Annotated in this window: 20 protein-coding genes; 8 read left to right on the forward strand and 12 right to left on the reverse strand. The window is 64.1% G+C overall.

The features are described 5' to 3' along the window. Positions 1-30: 30 nt before the first annotated feature. Positions 31-2,064 carry a TonB-dependent siderophore receptor gene (locus GVL61_RS15595; RefSeq protein ID WP_159981585.1) on the forward strand — a complete coding sequence of 678 codons (2,034 nt, stop codon included), beginning with the start codon at positions 31-33 and terminating at the stop codon, positions 2,062-2,064. On the opposite strand, the gene GVL61_RS25020 is transcribed toward GVL61_RS15595, so the two are convergent. The 6 genes from GVL61_RS25020 to GVL61_RS15620 form a co-directional block, all read right to left on the reverse strand. Then, a complete protein-coding gene (locus tag GVL61_RS25020) occupies positions 2,061-2,474 on the reverse strand; it encodes a JAB domain-containing protein (RefSeq protein WP_235037728.1) in 414 nt (137 codons plus the stop codon). The two genes, GVL61_RS15595 and GVL61_RS25020, sit on opposite strands and share 4 nt — an antisense overlap. Positions 2,475-2,596: 122 nt before the next feature. Next, positions 2,597-3,124 carry a hypothetical protein gene (locus tag GVL61_RS25025; RefSeq protein ID WP_235037729.1) on the reverse strand — a complete coding sequence of 176 codons (528 nt, stop codon included), beginning with the start codon at positions 3,122-3,124 and terminating at the stop codon, positions 2,597-2,599. 39 nt (positions 3,125-3,163) lie between these two features. Beyond that, entirely contained in the window at positions 3,164-3,502 is a 339-nt protein-coding gene (locus GVL61_RS15605; RefSeq protein ID WP_159981587.1) for a hypothetical protein, read from the reverse strand. Between the two features lie 81 nt (positions 3,503-3,583). Beyond that, positions 3,584-4,144, reverse strand: a complete 561-nt coding sequence (locus GVL61_RS15610; protein ID WP_159981588.1) for a LuxR C-terminal-related transcriptional regulator — start codon at positions 4,142-4,144, stop codon at positions 3,584-3,586. A gap of 268 nt (positions 4,145-4,412) precedes the next feature. Next, complete coding sequence (gene lepA, locus GVL61_RS15615; RefSeq protein WP_159981589.1) at positions 4,413-6,215, reverse strand: translation elongation factor 4; 1,803 nt, start codon at positions 6,213-6,215, stop codon at positions 4,413-4,415. A 69-nt stretch (positions 6,216-6,284) separates the two neighbouring features. Beyond that, on the reverse strand, positions 6,285-9,023 hold the full coding sequence (locus GVL61_RS15620; RefSeq protein ID WP_159981590.1) for an EAL domain-containing protein: 2,739 nt from the start codon (positions 9,021-9,023) through the stop codon (positions 6,285-6,287). A 169-nt stretch (positions 9,024-9,192) separates the two neighbouring features. Between GVL61_RS15620 and GVL61_RS15625 the strand changes: the two genes are divergently transcribed. Together GVL61_RS15625 and GVL61_RS15630 are read left to right on the forward strand one after the other, a co-directional pair. Then, complete coding sequence (locus GVL61_RS15625; protein WP_159981677.1) at positions 9,193-10,500, forward strand: FAD-dependent oxidoreductase; 1,308 nt, start codon at positions 9,193-9,195, stop codon at positions 10,498-10,500. 206 nt (positions 10,501-10,706) lie between these two features. Further along, positions 10,707-11,075: a DUF4168 domain-containing protein gene (locus tag GVL61_RS15630; RefSeq protein ID WP_159981591.1), complete on the forward strand. Its 369-nt coding sequence runs from the start codon at positions 10,707-10,709 to the stop codon at positions 11,073-11,075. An 86-nt stretch (positions 11,076-11,161) separates the two neighbouring features. Here the strand turns inward: GVL61_RS15630 and dnaN are convergent, their stop codons facing one another. From dnaN to GVL61_RS15655, 5 genes are all read right to left on the reverse strand, one after another. Further along, a complete protein-coding gene (gene dnaN, locus GVL61_RS15635) occupies positions 11,162-12,280 on the reverse strand; it encodes a DNA polymerase III subunit beta (protein WP_159981592.1) in 1,119 nt (372 codons plus the stop codon). A 183-nt stretch (positions 12,281-12,463) separates the two neighbouring features. Next, positions 12,464-13,228, reverse strand: a complete 765-nt coding sequence (gene fabG, locus GVL61_RS15640) for a 3-oxoacyl-[acyl-carrier-protein] reductase (RefSeq protein ID WP_159981593.1) — start codon at positions 13,226-13,228, stop codon at positions 12,464-12,466. An 87-nt stretch (positions 13,229-13,315) separates the two neighbouring features. Then, positions 13,316-14,251 carry an ACP S-malonyltransferase gene (gene fabD, locus GVL61_RS15645; protein WP_159981594.1) on the reverse strand — a complete coding sequence of 312 codons (936 nt, stop codon included), beginning with the start codon at positions 14,249-14,251 and terminating at the stop codon, positions 13,316-13,318. Positions 14,252-14,383: 132 nt separating this feature from the next. Then, positions 14,384-14,908 (reverse strand): VOC family protein, encoded by a 525-nt coding sequence (locus tag GVL61_RS15650; RefSeq protein WP_159981595.1) that lies wholly within the window; start codon positions 14,906-14,908, stop codon positions 14,384-14,386. A 44-nt stretch (positions 14,909-14,952) separates the two neighbouring features. Continuing rightward, entirely contained in the window at positions 14,953-15,762 is an 810-nt protein-coding gene (locus tag GVL61_RS15655) for an LD-carboxypeptidase (protein WP_159981596.1), read from the reverse strand. Positions 15,763-15,898: 136 nt separating this feature from the next. On the opposite strand from GVL61_RS15655, the gene GVL61_RS15660 reads away from it, so the two are divergent. Further along, positions 15,899-17,311, forward strand: a complete 1,413-nt coding sequence (locus GVL61_RS15660) for a Mur ligase family protein (RefSeq protein ID WP_159981597.1) — start codon at positions 15,899-15,901, stop codon at positions 17,309-17,311. Positions 17,312-17,357: 46 nt separating this feature from the next. Here the strand turns inward: GVL61_RS15660 and GVL61_RS15665 are convergent, their stop codons facing one another. After that, complete coding sequence (locus tag GVL61_RS15665; protein ID WP_159981598.1) at positions 17,358-18,302, reverse strand: DUF808 domain-containing protein; 945 nt, start codon at positions 18,300-18,302, stop codon at positions 17,358-17,360. Between the two features lie 177 nt (positions 18,303-18,479). Between GVL61_RS15665 and GVL61_RS15670 the strand changes: the two genes are divergently transcribed. The 4 genes from GVL61_RS15670 (at position 18,480) to GVL61_RS15685 (ending at position 22,809) form a co-directional block, all read left to right on the forward strand. Next, positions 18,480-19,304 carry a flagellin gene (locus GVL61_RS15670; RefSeq protein ID WP_159981599.1) on the forward strand — a complete coding sequence of 275 codons (825 nt, stop codon included), beginning with the start codon at positions 18,480-18,482 and terminating at the stop codon, positions 19,302-19,304. A gap of 211 nt (positions 19,305-19,515) precedes the next feature. Further along, entirely contained in the window at positions 19,516-20,760 is a 1,245-nt protein-coding gene (locus GVL61_RS15675; protein ID WP_159981600.1) for a putative DNA modification/repair radical SAM protein, read from the forward strand. Further along, complete coding sequence (locus GVL61_RS15680) at positions 20,757-22,166, forward strand: UdgX family uracil-DNA binding protein (protein WP_159981601.1); 1,410 nt, start codon at positions 20,757-20,759, stop codon at positions 22,164-22,166. The genes GVL61_RS15675 and GVL61_RS15680 overlap by 4 nt, the downstream gene beginning before the upstream one ends. Before the next feature lie 121 nt (positions 22,167-22,287). Beyond that, positions 22,288-22,809: an RNA polymerase sigma factor gene (locus tag GVL61_RS15685; protein ID WP_159981602.1), complete on the forward strand. Its 522-nt coding sequence runs from the start codon at positions 22,288-22,290 to the stop codon at positions 22,807-22,809. The last annotated feature ends 3 nt before the right edge of the window (positions 22,810-22,812 follow it).

A 22,812-nucleotide genomic window follows, 5' to 3' on the forward strand; every position in this document is an offset into this window, starting at 1 on the left:
CGGATGATACAACGGTTCAAGGGGGTTTTCATGAAATATCGGGTAACGGCGGCACTTGCCGTATCGCTGGCCAGCGCCATCGGCGCACCGGCCTTCGCGGCGGACACAGACGACGGCGGCAACACTTTCGGTCTTGGCCAGATCGTCGTTACCGCGCCCCGCAGCGAGGAAAGCGGCATCAGCAGTTCCTCGGTCAATGCCGAAGCCATCTACGACTTCTCGCGCGATACGCTGGACGAAGCCGTAAAACTGATCCCCGGCGTTACTTCCGGCATCTCGGGCAATTCGCGTAACGAGCGCCTGATCTTCGTGCGCGGCTTCGACCGTTTCCAGGTCCCGCTTTCGATCGATGGCATCCGCGTCTATCTGCCTGCCGACGGTCGCCTCGACTATGGCCGTTTCCTGACCCCCGACGTCGCCGAGATCCAGGTCGCCAAGGGCTATGTCTCGGTGCTCAACGGCCCCGGCGCGATGGGCGGCGCGGTGAACCTCGTCACCCGCAAGCCGCAGAAGGAATACGATGCCGAGGCGCGCTTCAGCCTCAACCTCGACAACGACACCGACTATGCGGGCTACACCGGCTTCGCCTCGCTCGGCACAAAACATGACATGTGGTACGCACAGGCCAGCTACGCGCGCAATTTCACCGATCACTGGAACCTGTCGAAGGACTTCAAGCCCACCCGCAACGAAGACGGCGGCGCACGCGACCTGTCGCGCACCGAGGATTGGCGGGTCAACGCCAAGATCGGCTTCACCCCCAACGCGACCGACGAATATGCGATCAGCTATACCCGCCAGGAAGGCGAGAAACTGGCGCCAACTCACGTCTCCGACAGCACCGGCCTGCGCTACTGGACCTGGCCGTACTGGAACCTGCAGAACGTCTACTTTCTCTCGACCACGCAGCTGGGCGAGATCGCCACGCTGCGCACGCGCGCCTATTACAACACCTTCAAGAACAGCCTCGACAGTTTCGACGACAAGACGCTGACTACCCAGACGCGCGGCAGTTCTTTCAACAGCGCCTATAGCGACCGCGCCTATGGCGGCTCGGCCCAACTGGATCTGCGGCCGAGCGATGCGGAACGTCTGAGCGTCTCGTTCCACTACCGCAACGATCGCCACCGCGAAATCCAGCAGAGCTTCCCCAGCGGCGTGTTCGAGCCGTGGCAGACCACCATCGAGGAAACCTACAGCGCCGCGATCGAGAACGGCTACAAGCTGACCCCCCAGCTCGAACTGGTGGTGGGTGCCAGCTACGACTGGCGCGACCTGCGCCGGGCCGAAGACTACACCAACGGCGCCTTCGTCTATTACAACTTGCGCAATGGCGATGCCTGGAACGCCCAGGGCCAGTTGCAGTGGACGCCTGACGATGCGACCAACCTGCACCTCGCAGTCTCGTCGCGCGCGCGCTTCCCGACCATCTTCGAGCGCTTCAGCACCCGCTTCGGCGGCGCCACCTCGAACCCGGACCTCGACGCCGAACGCGCGACCCAGATCGAACTGGGCGGCGCCCGCCAGTTCGGCCCGCTGCGGATCGAGGCATCGGGCTGGTACGCCAAGATTGATGACGCGATCGTCACGTTCCCCTTCATCTTCCAGGGGCAGGCCACGGCGCAGAGCCGCAACGTCGGCTCGGGCGACTACTACGGCGCCGAGTTCTCGGCGACCGCGCAGATTGCCGAGAGCCTGCGCGCCGGGGCGAATTATGGCTGGGTACACCGCAAGCTGGACGATCCCTCGCTTCCCGCATTCCACGCTACCGGCGTACCTGAGCATTCCGGCTTCGTTTGGGCCGAGTGGTCGCCGATCGAGGCGCTGCGCATCCTGCCCAGCTTCGACGTCGCCTCGAAGCGCTGGACGGTCAACACCGCCGGCACGCGCTATTACAAGATCGGCAGCTACGCGCTGGCGAACCTGCGCGTCGACTTCGATGTCACCGACTGGGCGACGCTGGGCGTCGGCGGGCGCAACCTGTTCGACGAGAATTACGCCACCGTCGACGGCTATCCCGAGGGCGGCCGCACGCTGTTCGTCAGCCTGCGCCTGAAGAACTAGAGCAGACCCATCGCATGCATGCTGGCGACGGAGTTGCCGGCGACGATGCAGTGGTCGTCGAGGCGGATTTCCAGCGCCTCGACGACCTCGCGAAAGCGCCTGGTCGCGGCGATGTCGGCAGCGCTGGCCTGCGGCACACCTGATGGATGGTTGTGCGCGATGACCAGTCGCCGCGCGTCAAGATCGAAGGCCCGGCGCACGGTGCGGCGCAGCGGTATCCGTATTTCCGAGCGCTGCCCGCCGCCATAGAGGTCCTCGGCGATGTAGAGCCCTTCATCGGTGAAGAAGAGGACCATCACGCATTCCTCACGGCGGCTTCCGAGCCGGTTGACGAGGTAGCGGCGAAAGGCGGGCGCGGACGATTCAATGGGGACGCCCAGCAGCGACTCCCGGGAGGCGGCTTCGGCCAAGCGGCGGGCGCCCACGATGGCGGCGGCGATATCGGCCCGGCGCTCCCCCGCATCGGCGAGGGCTTCGGTCAGAGCCTCGAACGAGGCGGAATAGATCGTGCGCAGGGAACCAAAGCGGCGAATCAGCTGGTAGGCGAAATCCTCGCCCCGGCCGGCGGCATAGGGCGCAAGGAGCGCCGCCAGGACGGATAGCTGCCCAGCCTCTTGCGCCGCGACGTGTGAAACGCGATGCCCAGGGTCATCGCCACCAGTTGGACGTAGGACGGCATTACCACCATCATGTCGTAGGCGAACCGGTTGATCTCCTCCAGCCCCAGCCGGTAGATGTGGCCGAACACCGAGATGATCTCTACTCCGGCTACCCATAGCGGATAGATCCGGTTGGCATGGAGCGCGATAACGAACGTGCAGGCCATGACCAGCAGGTCGATGACGAAGTGCCCCATGTTGGCATGGCGCCACATGATCGACCCGCCGAGAAGGGCGTGGTGGATCTTGTCGAACGCGAGCATTGCGAACAGCACGCCGGAAAGCAGCCGCTCGGGCGCCGCGCCCCGAACCATCGAATAGAGGAAAAGCACGAGATAAGCTGCAAACTGTGCCTCGTCCTTGATAGACCACAAGATAAAAGACCACGGCAGTTCAGGCATGTGGATACCCTTGCCACATTGGCCGCGAATGTATCGATCTCAGGCGATCCGGCGCAGCGGCATCATGGCCAGCAGGCCCGTCTGCTCCGGGCAATTGCCATCGTCGTCGCCAACAGCCTCGATCTCCCTGCCGATGCCCAGCACTTCCTCGTGGACGCGCAGCATTTCGTTCTGGCTTTCGATCAGCAGGCGCTGTGCCCGGGCAAGCCGCATCAGCGCGGCCTGACGGACATAAGGCTCCTGCCCCTCTTCCTGCGGTGTGAGCAGTATCGTTTCCATGAGCTGCGCCGAAGCAAGCAAAGCAGAATCGAGCGACACTTCGGCTTCGGGTAGCTGCCGCGAGATACGAGCGGTAGCGACGGCAATCGTCATGGACATGCAAATTCCCCTGGCGGAACGCTGGCTCAGCCAGCGCACCATAAGCAATCAATTCTGTACAATATAACAAATTCAGCCCGTTCAGATCAGGTCACTGAGCGCACGCGCCACTCCAAGACCCACCATCGCCACGAGCAACATTCCTCCGGCGATGGCGACCATGGCAGCGGTCCGCGTAAGACCAGCATTCGCCCCATCTAATACCTCCGGGACGATACTGTCGAACGTGGCGCTGCTCTGCCATGGTGCCGTCACGGTGTAAGTCGTGGCATCTGCCAGAGCAAACTGTTCGGCATTCTCGTCCCGCGCCCTGTTTGCCATATCCGCTACCCTATCAGAAACCTGAGGATTCTTATCTGGTATCGAATTACAGGCTGCTTCCAGTTCCTGCAGGTAATGCCTGTAAGCCCGAGCAAGCTCTGCACGAGGGAGCGATCCGGCACGTGTCCGCACGCCCTCGATACGCTGGTTGACCGCACTTTCGGAAATCCCAAGCTCCCAGGCGATTTCCTTACTAGTGCGATTTTCGGCCACGAAGCGAAGCACTTCATGCTGCTTGGGAGTTAACACAGGAAAGACGAGCGAAAGCGGCGAGACCTGCTCGCGATTTCCGTACTGATCAGGTTGCCTTAAATCTGCCATATGCCGTCAGAGGCCCACTCGCGCCTGTGCTGAATTTAAACATCACTACGCGGTTCGTGCAACAATTAGGTCGATTAGCCAATAAATTATTACAGCCATTAGAAAAACCGCTCGTGCGGCCGGCGATGGTCTCCACACCCGCGACAAAAACGCGCAGTTGCACCGAAGCGAGAATGCTTGCTCGCTTCGGGGATGAAGATCAGGTTCGGTACGAGGCTTCACCCTCGCCGCATGACGCAAGCAAAGGTGAAGCGCCGCGTTGGCGGGCCTATTCCTCGCCCATCCGCAGCGCAGCGATGAAGGCTTCCTGCGGAATCTGGACGTTGCCATATTCCCGCATGCGCTTCTTGCCCTCTTTCTGCTTGTCGAGGAGCTTCTTCTTGCGGCTGATGTCACCGCCATAGCACTTGGCGGTAACGTCCTTGCGCATCGCGCTGATCGTCTCGCGCGCGATCACCTTGGCGCCAATGGCGGCCTGGATCGGCACCTTGAACATATGGCGCGGGATCAGCTCCTTGAGCCGCTCCACCAGCCCGCGGCCGCGCGGTTCGGCCTGATTTCGATGGACGATCATTGAAAGCGCGTCGACCGGCTCGTTGTTGACGAGAATGTTCATCATCACGAGGTCACCCTCGCGCAGGCCCGTCTGCTCGTAGTCGAAGCTGGCATAGCCGCGGCTGATCGACTTCAGGCGATCGTAGAAATCGAAGACCACTTCGTTCAGCGGCAGCTCGTAAGTCACCTGCGCACGGCCGCCGATGTAAGTCAGGTCCTTCTGGATACCGCGGCGATCCTGGCAAAGCTTGAGGATCGAGCCGAGGTATTCGTCGGGCGTATAGATCACCGCCTTGATCCACGGCTCTTCCATGAAGTCGATCTTCACGGGATCGGGCATGTCGGCAGGATTGTGCAGTTCCTTGACGCTGCCATCGGTCATCGTCAGGCGATAGACCACCGACGGCGCCGTCGTGATGAGGTCGAGGTCATACTCACGGCTCAGGCGCTCCTGAATGATTTCCAGGTGCAGCAGGCCGAGGAACCCGCAGCGGAAGCCGAAGCCCAGCGCCGCGCTCGATTCCATCTCGAAACTGAACGAGGCATCGTTGAGACGCAGCTTGCCGATCGATTCGCGGAGCTTCTCAAAGTCGTTGGCGTCGACCGGGAACAGCCCGCAGAAGACCACCGGCTGGACTTCCTTGTAGCCCGGCAGGGCCTGCGTTGCGCCGCCCTTCAGGGTGGTGATGGTATCACCGACCTTGGCCTGCTCGACTTCCTTGATCTGCGCGGTGATGAATCCGATCTCGCCCGGGCCCAGTTCGGGCAGGTCCACGCGCTTGGGCGTGAAGCAGCCGACGCGGTCGACCAGGTGATCGGTGCCGCCCTGCATGAACTTTACGTTCACGCCGCGCTTGATGACGCCGTCGATGACGCGCACCAGGATGACGACGCCGAGATACGGATCGTACCACGAATCGACCAGCATCGCTTTCAGCGGCTTGTCGCGCTCCCCCTTGGGCGGCGGGATCTTCTTGACGATCGCTTCCAGCACCTCGGCAATGCCGATACCCGACTTGGCGCTGGCCATCACGGCCTCGCTCGCATCGATGCCGATCACTTCCTCGATCTCGGCGCGGACCTTTTCGGGTTCAGCGGCAGGAAGATCGATCTTGTTGATGACGGGCACGATCTCGTGGTCGTGCTCGATCGACTGATAAACGTTGGCGAGCGTCTGCGCTTCCACGCCCTGCGCCGCGTCCACCACCAGCAGCGCGCCCTCGCAAGCGGCCAGGCTGCGGCTGACTTCATAGGCGAAGTCGACGTGGCCCGGCGTGTCCATCAGATTCAGCTCATAAGTGAGCCCATCTGCGGCGGTATAGTTCAGGCGCACGGTCTGCGCCTTGATGGTGATACCGCGCTCTTTCTCGATATCCATGTTGTCGAGCACCTGGGCGCTCATCTCGCGCTCGGTCAGGCCGCCGGTGCTCTGGATCAGGCGGTCGGCGAGCGTCGACTTACCATGGTCGATGTGGGCAATGATGCTGAAATTTCGGATTTGCGCGAGTTCGGTCATGATGCGCCGTTAGCAGTGCTTTGAGGTTATGTCAGCCTGCCCGTTTCAGTGATTTTCACACCGCCCCCATCAGGCGGTACGGCGAAGCTGCGACTGTTCGCTGCGCTCGCGCCGCTGGCCGGCTGGTGTGAACAGCACCGCGCCGTTCCCGTCTACGTCGAGCGCCTGCGCAAACTCCACGCCGATGCGGTCTTCCTTGCACCAGCGGGCCTTGGCCATCATCACATATCCTTCCGCGAGATGGACGCCGAAAACGGTCCCTTCGGGCACATTCCACAGCCCCTCGATCATCGCGCCGGACAGCGAGATGTTGCGAATCGTGCCATGATAAGTGTGCGATCCATGCTCGAGCACGACCTTGCGCAGCATCGTCTGACGCGGTGCGCGGGCCGATCGCGGCCCCTGCGCCACCGCGACAAGGCTTTCCGACAGTTTCGCCGTAGCCGCCTCGCAGGTAATCGGGCGGGCATAGATGAAGCCCTGGACGTGGCTGCAGCCCAGCACCCGCACCAGGTCCAGCTCATCCAGCGTCTCGACGCCCTCGGCGGTGGTTTCCATACCCAGGGCTTCGGCCAGGCTGACGATCGAGGAAATGATCGCGCCGTTGCGGCTGCCCGGCACGGTGGCGCCGCGCACGAAGCTCTGGTCGATCTTGATCTTGTCGAACGGCGCCTTCTTCAGATAGCCGAGCGAGGAATACCCCGTCCCGAAATCGTCGAGCGCCAGCCGCACGCCGATGCTCTTGAGCGCGGTGAACATCGATTCGGTCGACTTGTCCTCACCCAGGAAGACGCTTTCGGTGATCTCCAGTTCCAGCCGCGCAGGGCTGATCCCGGCAGCGGCGATGGCGCTGGTGACGATTGCCGGGAGCGCCGGATTGGCGAACTGCAAGGGCGAGACGTTGACCGCCACGCGCACGTCCTCGGGCCACCCGGCAAGGTCGCGGCAGGCGGTACGAAGCGCCCATTCGCCGATCTGCGCAACGAGGCCGGTCTCCTCCGCCACCGGTATGAACTTGGCAGGCGAGAGGTAGCCGTGAATCGGGTGCTTCCAGCGCAGCAGCGCCTCGAAGCCGGTGATCCGCTCGGTCGTGGTGCGCACCTGTGGCTGATAGTGCAGCTCCAGCGAGCCATTGGCGATCGCATCGCGCAGGTCTTCTTCGAGCTGCTGGCGCTCGCGCGCGTTGGAGTGCAGGTCCTCGTCGTAAAAATGATGCCGCCCGCGCCCGTTGCCCTTCGCGGCATAGAGCGCGAGGTCGGCGTTGCGGATCAGCGCTTCGGAAGTGGTGCCGTCGTCCGGGCACAGCGCGATGCCGACCGAGGCGCCGATGGTCACCCGCGCACCGTCGATCGAGTAAGGCTGCGAAAGGTTTTCGATGATCCGGCGCGCGAGATGCGCAAGGCCCTCGCGCTGCTGGGCGCCGTGGAGGACGACCTGAAATTCATCGCCGCCCAGACGGCCCACACGCCCGCGGTCGCCCACGGTGCCGCCAAGGCGCTCCGCCACCTGCTTGAGCAGGGCGTCGCCAGCCGGATGGCCCATCGTGTCGTTGACCTGCTTGAAGCGGTCGAGATCAAGCAGGAATACCGCACAGGCGCGCGTCTCGATGCGCGGGCTGGTGAGGATCTTCTCCAGCCACTCCGCCATCTGGAAGCGGTTCGCCAGCTTGGTGAGCGAATCGAATCGCGCCAGCTGCGTCACATGCTGCTGCGACCGGCGCTTTTCGGTAAGGTCCGTGCCCGACCCGCGAAAACCCATGAAATTGTTGAACTGGTCGAGCACCGGCCGGCCGGAAATCGACCACCATCGCTCATCCTGCTCCGCGCTTGCCGCGCGCACGTCCAGATCCTGGAACGAGGAGCGGGTGTTGAGATGGAAGACAAGCGTGCGTTCGCTCTGTTGGCCTTGCGCCTCCAGCATGAACAGGCCGGTGAACGGCCGTCCTTCGAGGTCGCCCACCCCCTTGCCCAGCAGCGCGGCGATTCGCTCAGATACATACGTAACCTTGCCCAGACGGTCAGTTTCCCAGAACCAGCCCTGCCCGGTCTGCTCGTATTCGTGGAGCAATTGCTCGGCCCGGCGCTGCTCGCGCTCGCGCTCGGAGTGGACCTGCGACTGCGAGACCGCGCTGCGAGCCTGATTGATCGCGAGGATCAGGCCGGTCGCCCCGCCTACCGCCAGCAGGCCGAACGAGGCCGGCGATCCTGCATAGATCGAACCGCCGCCCCACAGGCCGACGGTAGCGCCGATGATCGAGGTAAGGCGGGTTTCCAGCAGCGCCGTCGCCATCAGCACGGCGATGACATAGACATTGACCGTCACATCCCAGTCGAGACCGGAATGAAGGTCGGTCCAGCGCGCTGCGCCAAAACCGAACAGGCCCATCGGCAGCACGACGGCCAGCGCCATCAACGGATAGCGTTGCCAGCCGTCATGCAGGATTCGCCGCTCCAGCCTGGCATAAAGCGAGGCCGGTACGCACAGTACCGTTGCTGCCGCAATGCTCAGTGCCGAGATCAGGTCCGGCATCACTTTCGAGACGATTCCCATCAGCAGCGCGCAGACCAGCATCGTCGGCCCCATCAACGCCCAGCGGGGCGATGTGAAGTAATGCAGGACGTCGCTGGCATCGGGACCTGCACGAAAACGCGCAAATCCGCCAAATGCAGCCGGGGCTGCGGCTGGCGGAGAGGAAGGTTCGGCGACCGGAGCAGGCGCCTGCTTCCCTTCGCGGCCTTCGGGCACAGCCCCGCTATCGGCACCCGGGAGCGCCGCCCGTCGTTTTCCACGCAAGCCCGTAATCGTCATGATCGCACCATGGCCGCGCGCCCATTTCGAAACGGTTAAATGTGCCCGGTCCGGTTGCCGCTACCTTCCGACCGAAAAGCGTAACCATTTCACTTGCCCCCGCCCCGCCGCCATGCTTGCTTGCCCTCAGACCGGCAGACCATCAAGCCGGCCCATGGGAGATATGACCGTGCGCCACATCGCCATCGTCGGATCGGGTCCTGCAGGCTATTACACCGCCGAAGCCGCGCTCAAGCAGTGGGGAAGCGGCGTGCGGGTCGATATATTCGATGCCCTCCCCGTTCCCTTCGGCCTGATCCGCAGCGGAGTCGCTCCGGACCATCAGTCGATCAAGAGCGTGTCGCGCCGCTACGAAGCGACGGCGCTGAGCGAGAACGTGCGATTCGTCGGCAATGTCATGCTCGGCCGCGACCTTTCGGTGGCGGAACTACAAGAACTTTACGACGCTGTGATCCTTGCCACCGGCGCGCCGCACGACCGTAAGCTGGGCCTGCCCGGCGAAGATCTTGCCAATGTTTTCGGCTCGGCCGCTTTCGTGGGTTGGTACAACGGGCATCCGCAGTTCACCGGGCTCGATCCCGCACTTGGCCACGATACTGCCGTCGTGGTGGGCAATGGCAATGTCGCGCTCGACGTGGCGCGCATCCTCGCCAAGTCCGAGGAGGAATTTGCCGATTCGGACATAGTCGCCCATGCCCTCACTGCGCTGAAAGGTTCTGCCGTGCGGCGGATCGTCATCCTGGGTCGGCGCGGGCCGCATCAGGTGGCGATGACGCCCAAGGAACTGGGCGAACTCGCCAAACTGTCGCGCGCGCACCCCGAAGTCGATCCCGTCGACCTGCCGGACGTGGCCGAAGACGCCCACCTCGACACCGGGCAACGCAAGGCCGTCGCCCTGCTGCGTAGTTTCGCCTCGGGCCAGTCCGCGCCGGGCAAGGACGCCGTCACCGTCGAATTCGATTTCTTCGCCGCGCCTCGCGCAATTTTGGGCGACGCCCGGGTCGAGGGCGTCGAAGTAGAACGCACCCGGCTCGAAGGCGGCAAGGCGGTCGGCACCGGCGAGACCTATCGCATCCCGGCCGGGCTGGTCGTCGCCTGCATCGGCTACCAGACCTCGCCGATCCCCGATGTGCCATTCGACGAGGAAGGCGGCCGCTTCGCCAACGTCGAAGGCCGGATCAGCCCCGGCCTCTACTGCGTGGGCTGGGCGCGCCGGGGCCCTACCGGCACCATCGGCACCAACCGCCCCGACGGCTTCGCCATCGTCGAAAAGATCGCCGCCGACATGGCAGGCGATAGCGGCAAACCCGGCCGCCCCGGTTTCGACGCCTTGGCTCAGGAACGCGGGATCGAGGTGGTCAAGTTCACCGACTGGCAGAAGATCGACGAAGCCGAAGTCGCCAATGCCCGAAGCGGCGCGCCCAGGGAAAAGTTCGTCGCTGTCGAGACGATGATCGAGGCTTCGCACCGGGGTTGAGGCGCAGGAAAGGAAGGGGATGCGAGGGCCATCGCCCTCGCCCTCCCGGGTTATTCGGCGCCGTTCGCGGATCGCACTATGCGCTTAAATGGCGGCCCGGAACTTCGGTTCACCCCGGTTAAGTCACCGTGCGGCAAGGCTCCGGTTGACCCGGCAGCGCCTGCTGGAGAGCTTTGCGGCGGAAGCCAACTCCAGGAGAAACCGATATGAAATCCAGCAAAGCGATCGCCCTTGGCGCTGCCCTTTTCGGGATGGCGACGATCTCCGGTCCCGCCATCGCCCAGCAGCCGTCCTCCGGTGCAGCGCCAAGCGCTCCCGGCAGCAGTTCCGCAAAGTACAGCGATACCGAGGTCAATCAGTTTACCAAAGCAGTGATGGCCCTTCAGTCAATCCAGAAGGACGCCGCCGTCCCCGCCGCCGACAAGCAGGCAAAGATGGCCGGTGCCGTTCAGCAATCGGGCCTGCCGCCCGAGAAGTTCAACGAGATCGCCACCGCATCCAACACCGATCCCGCCTTGATGCAGCGCATACAGCTTGCGGCCGGCAAGATGCAGGGCGGCGCGAAGAACCCCTGATCCCGCCGCGCGCCGAAAGCGAACAGCAAAAAGGCCGGGGCTTTCACCCCGGCCTTTTTCCTTATTCAGACAGGTCTTGCGGCCGTTCAGACGCGCATCGGCATCAGAACATAAAGCGCGGGGCTCTTCTCGTCCTGGCGGATCAGCGTGGGAGCAGCCGCATCGGCGAGGTGGAGTTCCACCGTGTCGCCTTCGATCTGGCCCAGGATGTCCTTGAGGTAGTTGGCGTTGAAGCCGATCTCGAAACCTTCCGAACTGTAATCCGCAGGCACTTCCTCAGCCGCCGTACCGTTGTCCGGCGAGGTGACCGAAAGCGTCACGCGGTCGGTATCGAGCGCCATCTTCACAGCGCGGGTCTTTTCGGTGGCGATGGTCGCCACGCGGTCCACGCCCTGGAAGAAGCTCTTGGGATCAACCTTGAGAAGCTTGTCGTTGCCGGTCGGGATGACGCGCGTGTAGTCCGGGAAAGTGCCGTCGATCAGCTTGCTGGTCAGCACTACGCCGTTCTCGCCGCCCAAGGTGAAGCGTACCTTGCTCGCGGAAAGGTCGACGAGGACGTTGGTGTCGAGCGATTCTTCGAGCAGCTTGCGCAGTTCGCCCACGCACTTACGCGGCACGATCACGTCGGGCATGCCCTCCGCTCCGTCGGGACGGGCGATGGTAAAGCGCGCAAGGCGGTGACCATCGGTGGCGGCGGCCTTCAGTTCCTCGTCGCTGACGTGGAAGAAGATGCCGTTGAGATAGTACCGCGTTTCCTCGGTCGAGATCGCGAAACGGGTCGCGTCGATAAGCTGCGCCAGCGTGGCGGCCGAAATCTCGAAGCTGGTCGGCAGTTCGCCTTCCGCGATCATCGGGAAATCGTCACGCGGCAGGGTCGGCAACTGGAAGCGGCTGCGCCCGGCCTTCACGACCATGCGATTATCCGCCGCATCGAGGCTGACCTGGCTGCCTTCGGGCAACTTGCGCGCGATGTCGAACAGCAGGTGCGCCGAAACCGTGATCGCACCGGCAGCCTCGACAGAGACGGCGCCGAGCGATTCGACGACCTGCAGATCGAGGTCGGTCGCCATCACACGCAGCGAACCGCCCGCAGACGCTTCGATCAGGACGTTCGAAAGAATCGGAATGGTATTGCGGCGTTCGACGACGGACTGCACGTGCGAAAGGCAGCGCAGGAGCGCGGAACGTTCAATGGTGGCCTTCATGACAGCCTAAAGTCCCCCTTGGTCGGGTTAGGGTTCGAGAAAACCCGAAAATCGGACGACTATCTCTAACGCCCGCCCGTGCGGCGGCAAGCGCGATGTGGCCGCAAACCCGCGAATCTGGGGATAAACTTGGGGGTTCAGGTCAGGTGGAGGAGAGAGAGGCCCCTCTCCCCCTGCCTGACCTCAGATCATCACCATGCCGCCGTTAACGTGGATGGTCTGTCCGGTGACGTAACCTGCCTGCTTGCTGGCAAGGTATACGGCGGCGGCGGCGATGTCCTCGCCCTCGCCCATGCGGCCCATCGGGATGCGGCCGTTGAGCGCGTCCTTCTGGGCATCCGGCAGCACGTCGGTCATCGCCGTGCGGATGAAGCCGGGCGCGATGCAGTTGACCGTCACGCCGCGGCTGGCCAGTTCCTGCGCAAGGCTCTTGGACATGGCGGTGATGCCGCCCTTGGCCGCGCAGTAGTTCATCTGGCCGGGGTTGCCGGTGGTGCCGACCACCGAGGTCACGTTGATGATCCGGCCGAAGCGCGCCTTCATCATCGGCTTGGTGACGGCGCGCATCAGGCGGAAGGTCGATTCGAGGTTCACGCGGATCACCGCGTCCCATTCCTCGTCCTTCATGCGCATCGCCAGGTTATCGCGGGTGATGCCGGCGTTGTTGATGAGAATGTCGATCTTGCCCAGCGACTCGAGCGCGGCGGGCACCAGCTTCTCGACCTGCTCGGGATCCGAGAGGTTGCAGGCGATGGCGACGTGGTCGACTTCCTGCGGTGCCTGCGGGCTGTGCTCGTCCAGCTCGTCGCGGAAGGCGCGCAGCTTGTCGGGGTTGGAGCCGGAAATGGCGAGGCGCGCACCCTGCGATGCGAGCGCGCGGGCCACCGACGAACCGATACCGCCGCTCGCGCCGGTCACCAGGGCAGTCATTCCGTGAAGGTCGAACATGTGAAACTCCTAGATAGTCGTTTGGTCCGATGCGCGGACCTACTTCAAAGCCGCCAGCGGCGCCGGGTCAAGCCCGGCGCACCGCCGTCACAGGCTCTTTGCGAGTTCCTCGATCTCGGCCATCGTCGAGGCGGAGGCGACTTCCACCTCGCCGGCCGAGCGCTTGATCATCGGGCCGACGACCTTGCCGCCCAGTTCGACGAAGCGCTCCACGCCCGCTGCATGCATGGCGATTGCGCTTTCACGCCAGCGCACGCGGCCGGTGACCTGCTCAACCAGCAGGCGCTGGACTTCGGCCGGATCGGTGACGACGGCAGCGGTGACGTTGGCGAACAGGGCAATGCGAAGCGCGCCCGGCGGCGTTGCAGCCAGCGCTTCGGCCATGGCGTCGGCGGCAGGCTGCATCAGCGGGCAGTGGAACGGCGCCGAGACCGGCAGCGCGATGCCGCGCTTGATGCCGTGTTCCTTGACGAGGGCGATGGCGCGCTCGATCGCTTCGAGGTGGCCCGAAAGCACGACCTGGCCCGGATCGTTGTCGTTGGCGACGGTGCAGACCTGACCTTCAGCCGCAGCCTCGGCTAGCGCAGTGGCCTTTTCGATGTCGGCGCCCAGCAGAGCGGCCATGGCGCCTACGCCCACGGGCACCGCAGCCTGCATCGATTCGCCGCGCAACTTGAGAAGGCGTGCGGTATCGGCAAGGCTGAAGGCGCCCGCAGCGCAAAGCGCAGTATATTCACCCAGTGAGTGCCCGGCAACGAAGTCCGCCTTGTCGGCGAGGCTGATGCCGCCTTCCTTCTCCAGCACGCGCAGCACGGCGATGGCGTGGGCCATGATCGCAGGCTGGGCGTTGGCGGTGAGAAGCAGTTGATCCTCGGGGCCCTCGGTCATGATCTTGAACAAATTCTGGCCAAGAGCGTCGTCGACCTCCTGGAACACCTCCCGCGCGGCGGCGCTGGCGCCAGCCAGTTCCAAGCCCATGCCGACCTTCTGGCTACCCTGTCCGGGGAAAACGAATGCACGCATCTGCGACCGTTCCTTCTGTTGAAGCGGGCGTTTGGTCACTGGCCGCTTGCGAATCGATTGTGGCGCGGCGGGTTATTGACCTTGCGGGCCTACGGCAACCCCTAACGCGGAAATGCAGTCGTAGAAGGCGCCTTAGAAAGAGATGTCGATAGTGACGCCTTTAGAGAAATCTCCCGCGCATTTGCGCACCGTTTCGTAAAAACCGGTCAGCGCCGGGGTGGGCTGGTAGAGTTCCAGCATATGGCCATAAGCGGCGCGCGCATCCACGAAGACATAGCGAAACCCGTCGGTCATCTCGGCATCGAGCGCGACCTGGTGTCCCTGCGCCGCGAACCCGGCGACTGCTTCGTCGAGATCGTCGACGAAAAGCGCGACGTGGTGCAGCCCCTGCCCGCCGGAACCTTCGGGGTAGAGGTCATGGAAGGCGGAAGGCCCCGGATTGTTCTGCTGGCAGAACTCGATCATCACCTCGCCCCACTGGCCGTAGGCGCTCGAATGGTCGAGTTCACGCGGGGTGCCGCGATGAAGCGCGCGGGTCAGGGCGATATGTTCTGCGACGTAATAGGGGCCAGACCCGAAGGTGGCCGAATGGGCCTGTGCGGCAGCGCGCACGTCAGGCACGAAATAGGCGATCTGGCGGATCGGCAATGGCGCCATGGCTCTCTCCTCTTGTCGTTATCGCCGGGAGAGTGGCGTGGCGATCAGCCGAAAGGAACTATCCTATTGGCTGCGTCGTGACCGATATCAGCCTCGCCAAGGAACGCGATAGAGTGCCGCTCGCACCAGTGGCGGGCGATGCCTTGCGCATCGGTGCCGAAGGGGCGGTCGTTCTCGGGCACGTCGCTGATGCGGCCGAGGCGCAGGCCCGCGATGCCGCCGAGATGCGCGGTGGCGTGGAAGAACAGGCGGTCTATCGCGTAAAGGTATTCGGACACTTCCTCGACCATGATGACATGCCCCGCGAGGCCAGGCATCAGGCGGGTGCCGCTCATCATCGCCAGCGTCATCAGGTTGAAGGCGACGACGGGATGGCGTTCATTCGCCAGCGAAGGTTCGAGACCATCACGCGCACCGCTGAGGAAGCCAAGCGCGCGGCGCACCGCATCCTCGCCGCCCGGACGGCGGATGTCGGCCAGCATCGGCGCGTGAACGGGCCTGCCGATTTTCGCGCGGTAGAGGCCGCCCAGCAGATAGCCCCCGTCCGAATAGCCGAGATAGGCCTTGTCTTCCGCCGCATGGTTGAGGCTCGCCAGCACGTCTTCCGCAATCCGGCAGGCGCCATAGCCCCCGCGGGCCAACCACACCGCGTCGAAAGACGGGTCGTTCGCGCATTCCACGAAGGCTGCCTTGCGCACATCGTCGGAGCCGGCAAAATGGCCGTCCACCGCAAAGCACTGTTCATGGATCACCAGTTCGAGGTCGGGAAACTCGGCGGCCGCCAGCGCCTGGACGGCGCGGGCATCCTCAAGGGTGATAGGAGTGGACGGAGCACAGACGGCGATACGGGTCATTCCGCCATGCTACCCCTCCCCGTCATCGCCGCGAAGGCGGGCATCACGCTTTTTCCACCGGCGCAGTGAAACGGGGGCACTGCCTTTGCGGGGATGACGGTTGTGTTTGGGCTTCACGCGAAATACTCAAGCCCCCATGACCGACGCTACTGCTCTTACCGCCCATCCCTGGTTCTTCTGCGGAATCGGCGGCTCGGGCATGTTGCCGCTTGCGCTGATCCTCAAGGGACACGGTGCGCAGATCGCCGGTTCGGATCGCAGCCGTGACCAGGGTCGCAGCCCGGAAAAGTTCGGCTGGCTCGAATCGCTGGGCTTCGCCCTGCACCCGCAGGACGGTAGCGGCATCACTTCCGCCGAGCAGACGCTGGTGGCCTCAGCCGCCGTCGAGGACACCGTGCCCGAAGTCGTGCGCGCGGCCGCACTCGGCTGCCCGCGCATGAGCCGTGCGCAGCTACTGGCCACGCTGTTCAACGCCGCCCCCTTTGGCGTCGCCATTGGCGGCACCAGCGGCAAGTCGACCGTCACCGGGATGACCGGCTGGATCATGACCGATGCAGGCACCGACCCCACTATCATGAACGGCGCGGTGATGAAGAACTTCGCTTCGCCGGATGCGCCTTTCGCCAGCGCACGCGTTGGACAGGGCGATGCCTTCGTCTCGGAAGTGGATGAGAGCGACGGGTCGATCGCACTCTATCGCCCGAAGGTGGCGGTGCTGGGCAATGTCAGCCTCGACCACAAAAGCCTTGAGGAACTGCGCGAACTCTTCGGCGATTTCCTTGCCCACGCCGAAGTCGCCGCAATCAACCTCGACGATGCGGAAACCGCTGCACTGGCGCCGCGTGCCAAAGCGCTGGTAACCTTCGGCGTCACCTCGCCTGAAGCGCAGATCGGCGCCGTCGATATCGTCGAAGGTCCCATCACTCTTACTGCCACCGTACTTGACCGGCGGGACGGCACTTCACATGCCCTCGCGCTGAAAGTGCCGGGGCGTCACAACCTCTACAATGCGCTTGCCGCCATCGCCGCCGCCAATGCCGCCGGGGTTTCGGTCGCCGATGCCGTCACGGCGCTCGCCTCGTTCGTGGGCCTCGCGCGGAGGTTCGACGTAGTCGGTACTTCGCCCGGCGGCGTGACCGTAATCGACGACTTCGGCCATAACCCCGACAAGGTCTCGGCAACGCTCGCCACCCTGAAGGCGCATCCCGGCCGCGTCATCGCCTTCTTCCAGCCGCACGGCTACGGCCCCTTGCGCCAGATGGGCGCGGAATTGGCCGAAGTTTTCGCCGGTAAGCTGGACGCCGACGATCTCACCGTGCTGTGCGATCCGGTCTACTTTGGCGGCACCGTCGACCGCAGCGAGGGCAGCGAGAGGATCGTGCGCCTGATCGGGGAACATGGCGGCAAGGCCGAATACATCCCCGCTCGTGCCGATTGCGGGACAAGGATCGCGCAGATCGCTCGCCCCGGAGACCGCGTGGTCATCATGGGGGCCCGCGACGATACGCTGACGGTTTTCGCTCAGGATCTGCTCGCCGCGCTGGGATGAGCGTACAAGCGTCGTCCCGAACGTGATCCGGGACGACGGATAGTATTCAGTGCGCTTTGCCCCGTGCTTTGGCGACGAGGTGGACCACCACCGCCACTACCGCGCCCAGCACCAGGCCCACGATCGCCGAAGCCACCGCATAGCCTAGCCAGCCCGCCACCGGACCAAGCGGCCCGGTCGCTTCGGCCAGCGTATGCTGGATACCATGGGCAAAGTGCGCAGGCGCAGGAACGCCCAGTTCCTCGAGGCCATGCAGGATGATGCCGCCGCCCACCCAGAGCATCGCCAGCGTACCCACGCTGCCAAGCACCTTGAGCACCACCGGCATTGCCCGCAGCAGGAACCGCCCGATCGCCTGAGCGGTGGAGGAAGCCTTCTTCGTCAGGTGCAGGCCAACGTCGTCCATCTTCACGATCAGCGCCACCGCGCCGTAAACCGCGACAGTGATGACCACGCCCACCAGCGCCAGCGTCACCGCACGAGCAAAAATCGTCTCGTCGGCGACTTCGTTCAGTGCAATCGCCATGATTTCGGCCGACAGGATCAGGTCGGTACGCACTGCGCCTGAAATGCGGGTCTTCTCGAAAGTCGCCACGTCACCGATCGGATCATCCAGCGTCTCGCCGTGCTTCTCGCCGCCCAGCTTCTCGATCACTTTCTCCGCGCCTTCGAAAGCGAGGTAGAGACCTCCCATCATCAGGATCGGCGTAATCGCCTGCGGCAGGAAGGCACTAAGCAGCAGCGCGATTGGCAGGAGGATCACCAACTTGTTGAACAGCGAACCCTTGGTGATCTTCCAGATGATCGGCAGTTCGCGGTCCGGCGTGAAGCCGGTGACGTAGCCAGGCGTCACCGCCGCGTCGTCGATCACCACGCCCGCTGCCTTGGTGCCCGCCTTGGCCACCCCTGCCCCGACATCGTCGAGCGAGGCGGCGGCAGCTTTGGCGATGACCGAAATGTCGTCGAGAAGTGCGACAAGGCCGGATGGCATCTAAAATCCTTTGGTTGCAGGTGCTAAGTCGGAGCGAGCATTGCGGGGGAAAGTTCCGGCGATCAAGCAAAAGCTCCGAAAGCCTTAAATCGTCCCTGCACCCGCCGTTCTCCTTCACATACGAAGAAGGCGCCAGGATCGGAGTCTTCATTTATAAGGCTTTACCGGGGAAACATCATGTCTGTCATCAATACGAACATCAGCGCCATCCGCGCGTCCAACGCTTCGAACTCCGCCAACAAGATGCTCGGCACCGCGATGGAACGCCTGTCGACCGGCAAGCGCATCAACTCGGCCAAGGACGACGCCGCCGGCCTCGCTATCTCGACTTCGATGACCTCGCAGATCCGCGGCATGAGCCAGGGCATCCGCAATGCCAACGACGGCATCTCGCTGGCGCAGACCGCCGAAGGCACGCTGTCGGAAGTCAGCAACATGCTCCAGCGCGTGCGTGAACTGGCGATCCAGTCAGCCTCGGGCACCTACCAGTCGTCCGACCGCGCGGCGATGCAGCAGGAAGTCACGGCACTGACCTCGCAGATCAGCGACTCGTTCACGCAGGTGAAGTTCAACGGCAACACGCTGATCTCGACGACCTTTGGCACCGACCTGACCTTCGACATCCAGACCGGCTCGAACTCGGGCGAGAAGGTCACGCTGACCGCCAAGGCCATCGACGGCACCAACCTCGTCGCTTCGGCTCTGGACGTGACCGATGCCACCAAGGCGGCCGCCACGCTGACGAACGTGGACAATGCGCTCAAGGACGTGAACTCGACCCGCGCTTCGCTGGGTGCCGGCCAGAACCGCCTGGAATCGGCGATCAACAACCTCACCAACACCGTCACCAACCTGTCCGACGCCAAGAGCCGCATCGAAGACGCCGACTACTCGGCCGAAACGACCGCGATGGCCAAGGCCCAGATCCTGAGCCAGGCATCGACCGCAATGCTCGCCCAGGCCAACCAGAGCCAGCAGAACGTCCTGTCGCTGCTGCGCTAAGCGCAGAACGACGCCGACACCGGCATGCCGAAACGCGGCGTGCCGACTCGGCTCCCGTCCCCCGGAGAGCCCATCCCGGCGGTCTGTTCTCAGACCGCCGGGCGTTTCGGTTGGTTCAGGGCACATTGCCCTCTTCGCCCTCGCGCAGCGCTGGAGAGGACCTGGATGTTAAAGGCTTGCGCCGCCCTTCATAAGAACATATGATGAACAAATGTCCCGCCCATCTGTCATGGAGCGGCTCGCGATTCTCGCAGATGCCGCCAAGTACGACGCTTCATGCGCCTCGTCCGGCACTACGAAGCGCGACAGCCGCGACGGCAAGGGACTGGGTTCGACGACCGAAGGCATGGGCATCTGCCATGCCTATGCCCCGGACGGCCGCTGCATCTCGCTGCTCAAGCTGCTGCTGACCAATCACTGCGTGTTCGACTGCCATTATTGCATCAACCGCAAAAGCTCGAACGTGCGCCGCGCTCGTTTTACGCCGCAGGAAGTGGTGGACCTCACCCTCTCGTTCTACCGGCGCAATTATATCGAAGGGTTGTTCCTGTCTTCGGGCATCATCAAATCGTCCAGCCATACGATGGAACAGCTCATAGAAGTCGCCCGTATCCTGCGGGAAGAACACGATTTTCGCGGCTACATCCATCTCAAGACCATACCCGAGGCCGACCCCGAACTGGTCGTGCAGGCAGGGCTGTGGGCTGACCGCGTCTCGATCAATGTCGAACTGCCCACCGACGCAGGCCTCGCCCGCCTCGCTCCCGACAAGAGCAGCACCACAATCGAAGGCGCGATGGCCAACCTGTCCACTGCGATCGATGAAGCCCGCGATTCGCAAAAGCGTTTCACCAAGGCGCCCCGCTTTGCGCCTGCGGGCCAGTCCACGCAGATGATCGTCGGCGCCGACGGTGCAAGCGATGCGCAGATCGTCGGCAAGGCCAGCACGCTCTACGACAGGTTTGCCCTGCGCCGCGTTTACTACTCCGCCTTCAGCCCGATCCCCGAGGCAAGCGCCGTGCTGCCGCTCAAGCGCCCGCCGTTGATGCGCGAACACCGCCTCTACCAATCCGACTGGTTGATGCGCTTCTACGGTTTCGCCCCACAGGAAGTGCAGGCGGCGGCGGATGCAGACGGGATGTTACCTCTCGATATCGATCCCAAGCTGGCATGGGCGCTGAAATTCCGTGAGAGCTTCCCGGTCGACATCAACCGGGCTCCGCGCGAAGCGCTGCTGCGCGTTCCCGGGCTGGGGACCAAGGCGATAGACGCCCTCCTCGCCGCGCGCCGCCACCGCACGATCCGGCTGGAGGACGTGGCGCGCCTGACCGTCTCGGTGAAGAAGCTGCGGCCCTTCATCGTCACTGCCGACTGGCGCCCCACCCTGCTCACCGACCGCGCCGACCTGCGCGCGCAGCTAGCGCCAAAGGCGGAACAGATGGAACTGTTCGGATGATCGCGGCGGACCTTGCGGAACCCGACGACTTCGAGGCGTGGCGCACCCAGGCCCGGCAGTTGATCGCCAGCGGGACACCGCCCGAAACGGTCGCATGGAGCGATGGCGGCGGAACAGCCGATCTTTTCGCGCTTCCCGCTCCGCCGCCAGCCGCTCCCGCCACGCCGCGCGAAGTACGCGCCAGCCGCGCGTTCATGGACCTTGCCCAAAGCGCAGTCCTGCACTCTGCGCCCGAGCGGCTCGATCTGCTCTACCGCGTGCTCTGGCGCATGCAGGACCGCCCCCGCCTGCTTGACGATGCCGCTGACCCTGACGTGGGCGCGCTGCGGCGCATGGCGATGCAGGTACGGCGCGACATTCACAAGATGCACGCCTTCGTTCGCTTCCGTTCGGTGGCGGACGAGGACGGCGTCGAATGTTACGTGGCCTGGTTCGAACCCGACCACCATATCGAGCGCGCCACCGCAGACTTCTTCGTCAACCGCTTTGCCAGCCAGCGCTGGTCGATCCTGACCCCGCGCCTCTCGCTACACTGGGACGGCATGGTGCTGCTGGAAGGTCCGCCCGGCTCGCGCGAAGACGCTCCCGGCGAGGATGCCGTCGAGGAATTGTGGGTCGGCTACTACCGCTCGATCTTCAACCCGGCGCGGCTGAAGGTGGGCATGATGGTCAAGGAAATGCCGCGCCGATACTGGAAGAACCTGCCCGAAGCGCGCGAGATTGCCGATCTCATCGCCGGCGCCCACAAGCGCGAAGCGGCGATGATCGCTACCGGCGCCAGTCTGTTCGAGGATGCCGCGCCCGCCAGCCTGGAGGCGATTGCCGAAGGCATCGCGCAGTGCCGCCGCTGCGCTATCGGCTGCAACGGCACCCGCGCAGTGATGGGCGAAGGCGCGGGCAATGCGCGGCTCATGATCGTGGGCGAACAGCCCGGTGATAACGAGGAACTCGAAAACCGACCCTTCGTGGGTCCGGCCGGACAGCTCCTAGACCGTGCATTGGGCGAGGCAGGCATCGACCGCTCGGCCGCTTACGTCACGAATGCGGTCAAGCACTTCAAGTTCGCGCCGCGCGGCAAAATCCGCCTGCACCAGAACCCCACTGCCGGCGAAATCGACATCTGCCGCTGGTGGCTCGACGGCGAGCGCGCGCTAGTGAAGCCGAAAGTTATCCTCGCACTGGGCGCCAGCGCCGCGCGCGGGCTGATTGGCCGCACGCCTTCCATCGGCCGCGAACGCGGGCAGGCACTCGTACAGGGTGACGGCACGGTAATCTGGCTGACCGCCCACCCCAGCTACCTCCTGCGCCTCGACGGCGAAGCTCGGGAGCGCGAACATGCAAGGTTTGCTCAGGATCTGGCGGGATTGGCCAGAGTCCTGGGCGGGGCTCCAACCGGCTCCACCTGAGCCTAGCGAAGCCCCACCAACCCACTGCCGTCACCGCAATCGCGCGCTTGGTGATCGAGTACTTCCCCGCAAGGCTGCGAACGTCTATCTGCGCTGGCGACTACAGCAATCCAAGCAGCCAGTGACAGCAGAACCCTCCAGCGCCGGGCTTGAAGCGGCTTTTCTCGAAAACCGGGAGAAGCTGGTCCGATTCCTGCGCGCTCGCGGCGCGGGCGAGGCGGCGGAGGATCTGGTGCAGGAAGTCTGGCTCAAGATCGCCGCAAGCAGCCCCGGCCCGGTCGCCTCGCCGCTGTCCTACCTGTTCCGCACCGCCAACCTTTTGATGATCGACCGCTTCCGCTCGCAAAGGCAGGCCGGCGTGCGCGACCGCGACTGGACCGACCTCAATGCCGGTGACCCTCCGGGCGTTTCTGCCGAACCCTCGGCCGAGCGGCATATCGCCGCCGCACAGGAGGCGGCGAGCGTACTGGCACTCCTCGACGGATTGGGTCCCCGCATCGCCGCGATCTTCCGCCGCCACCGCATCGACGGAGCGCCGCAAAGGACCATCGCGGCGGAAATGAACCTGAGCCTGAGTACGGTGGAAAGCGACCTTCGCGTCGCCTACCGGGCGCTGGCCGAATGGAAGGAACGCGCCCCATGAAGC

Origin of the sequence: Novosphingobium sp. 18050 (assembly GCF_902706195.1) — a bacterium.
GTDB lineage: Bacteria > Pseudomonadota > Alphaproteobacteria > Sphingomonadales > Sphingomonadaceae > Novosphingobium.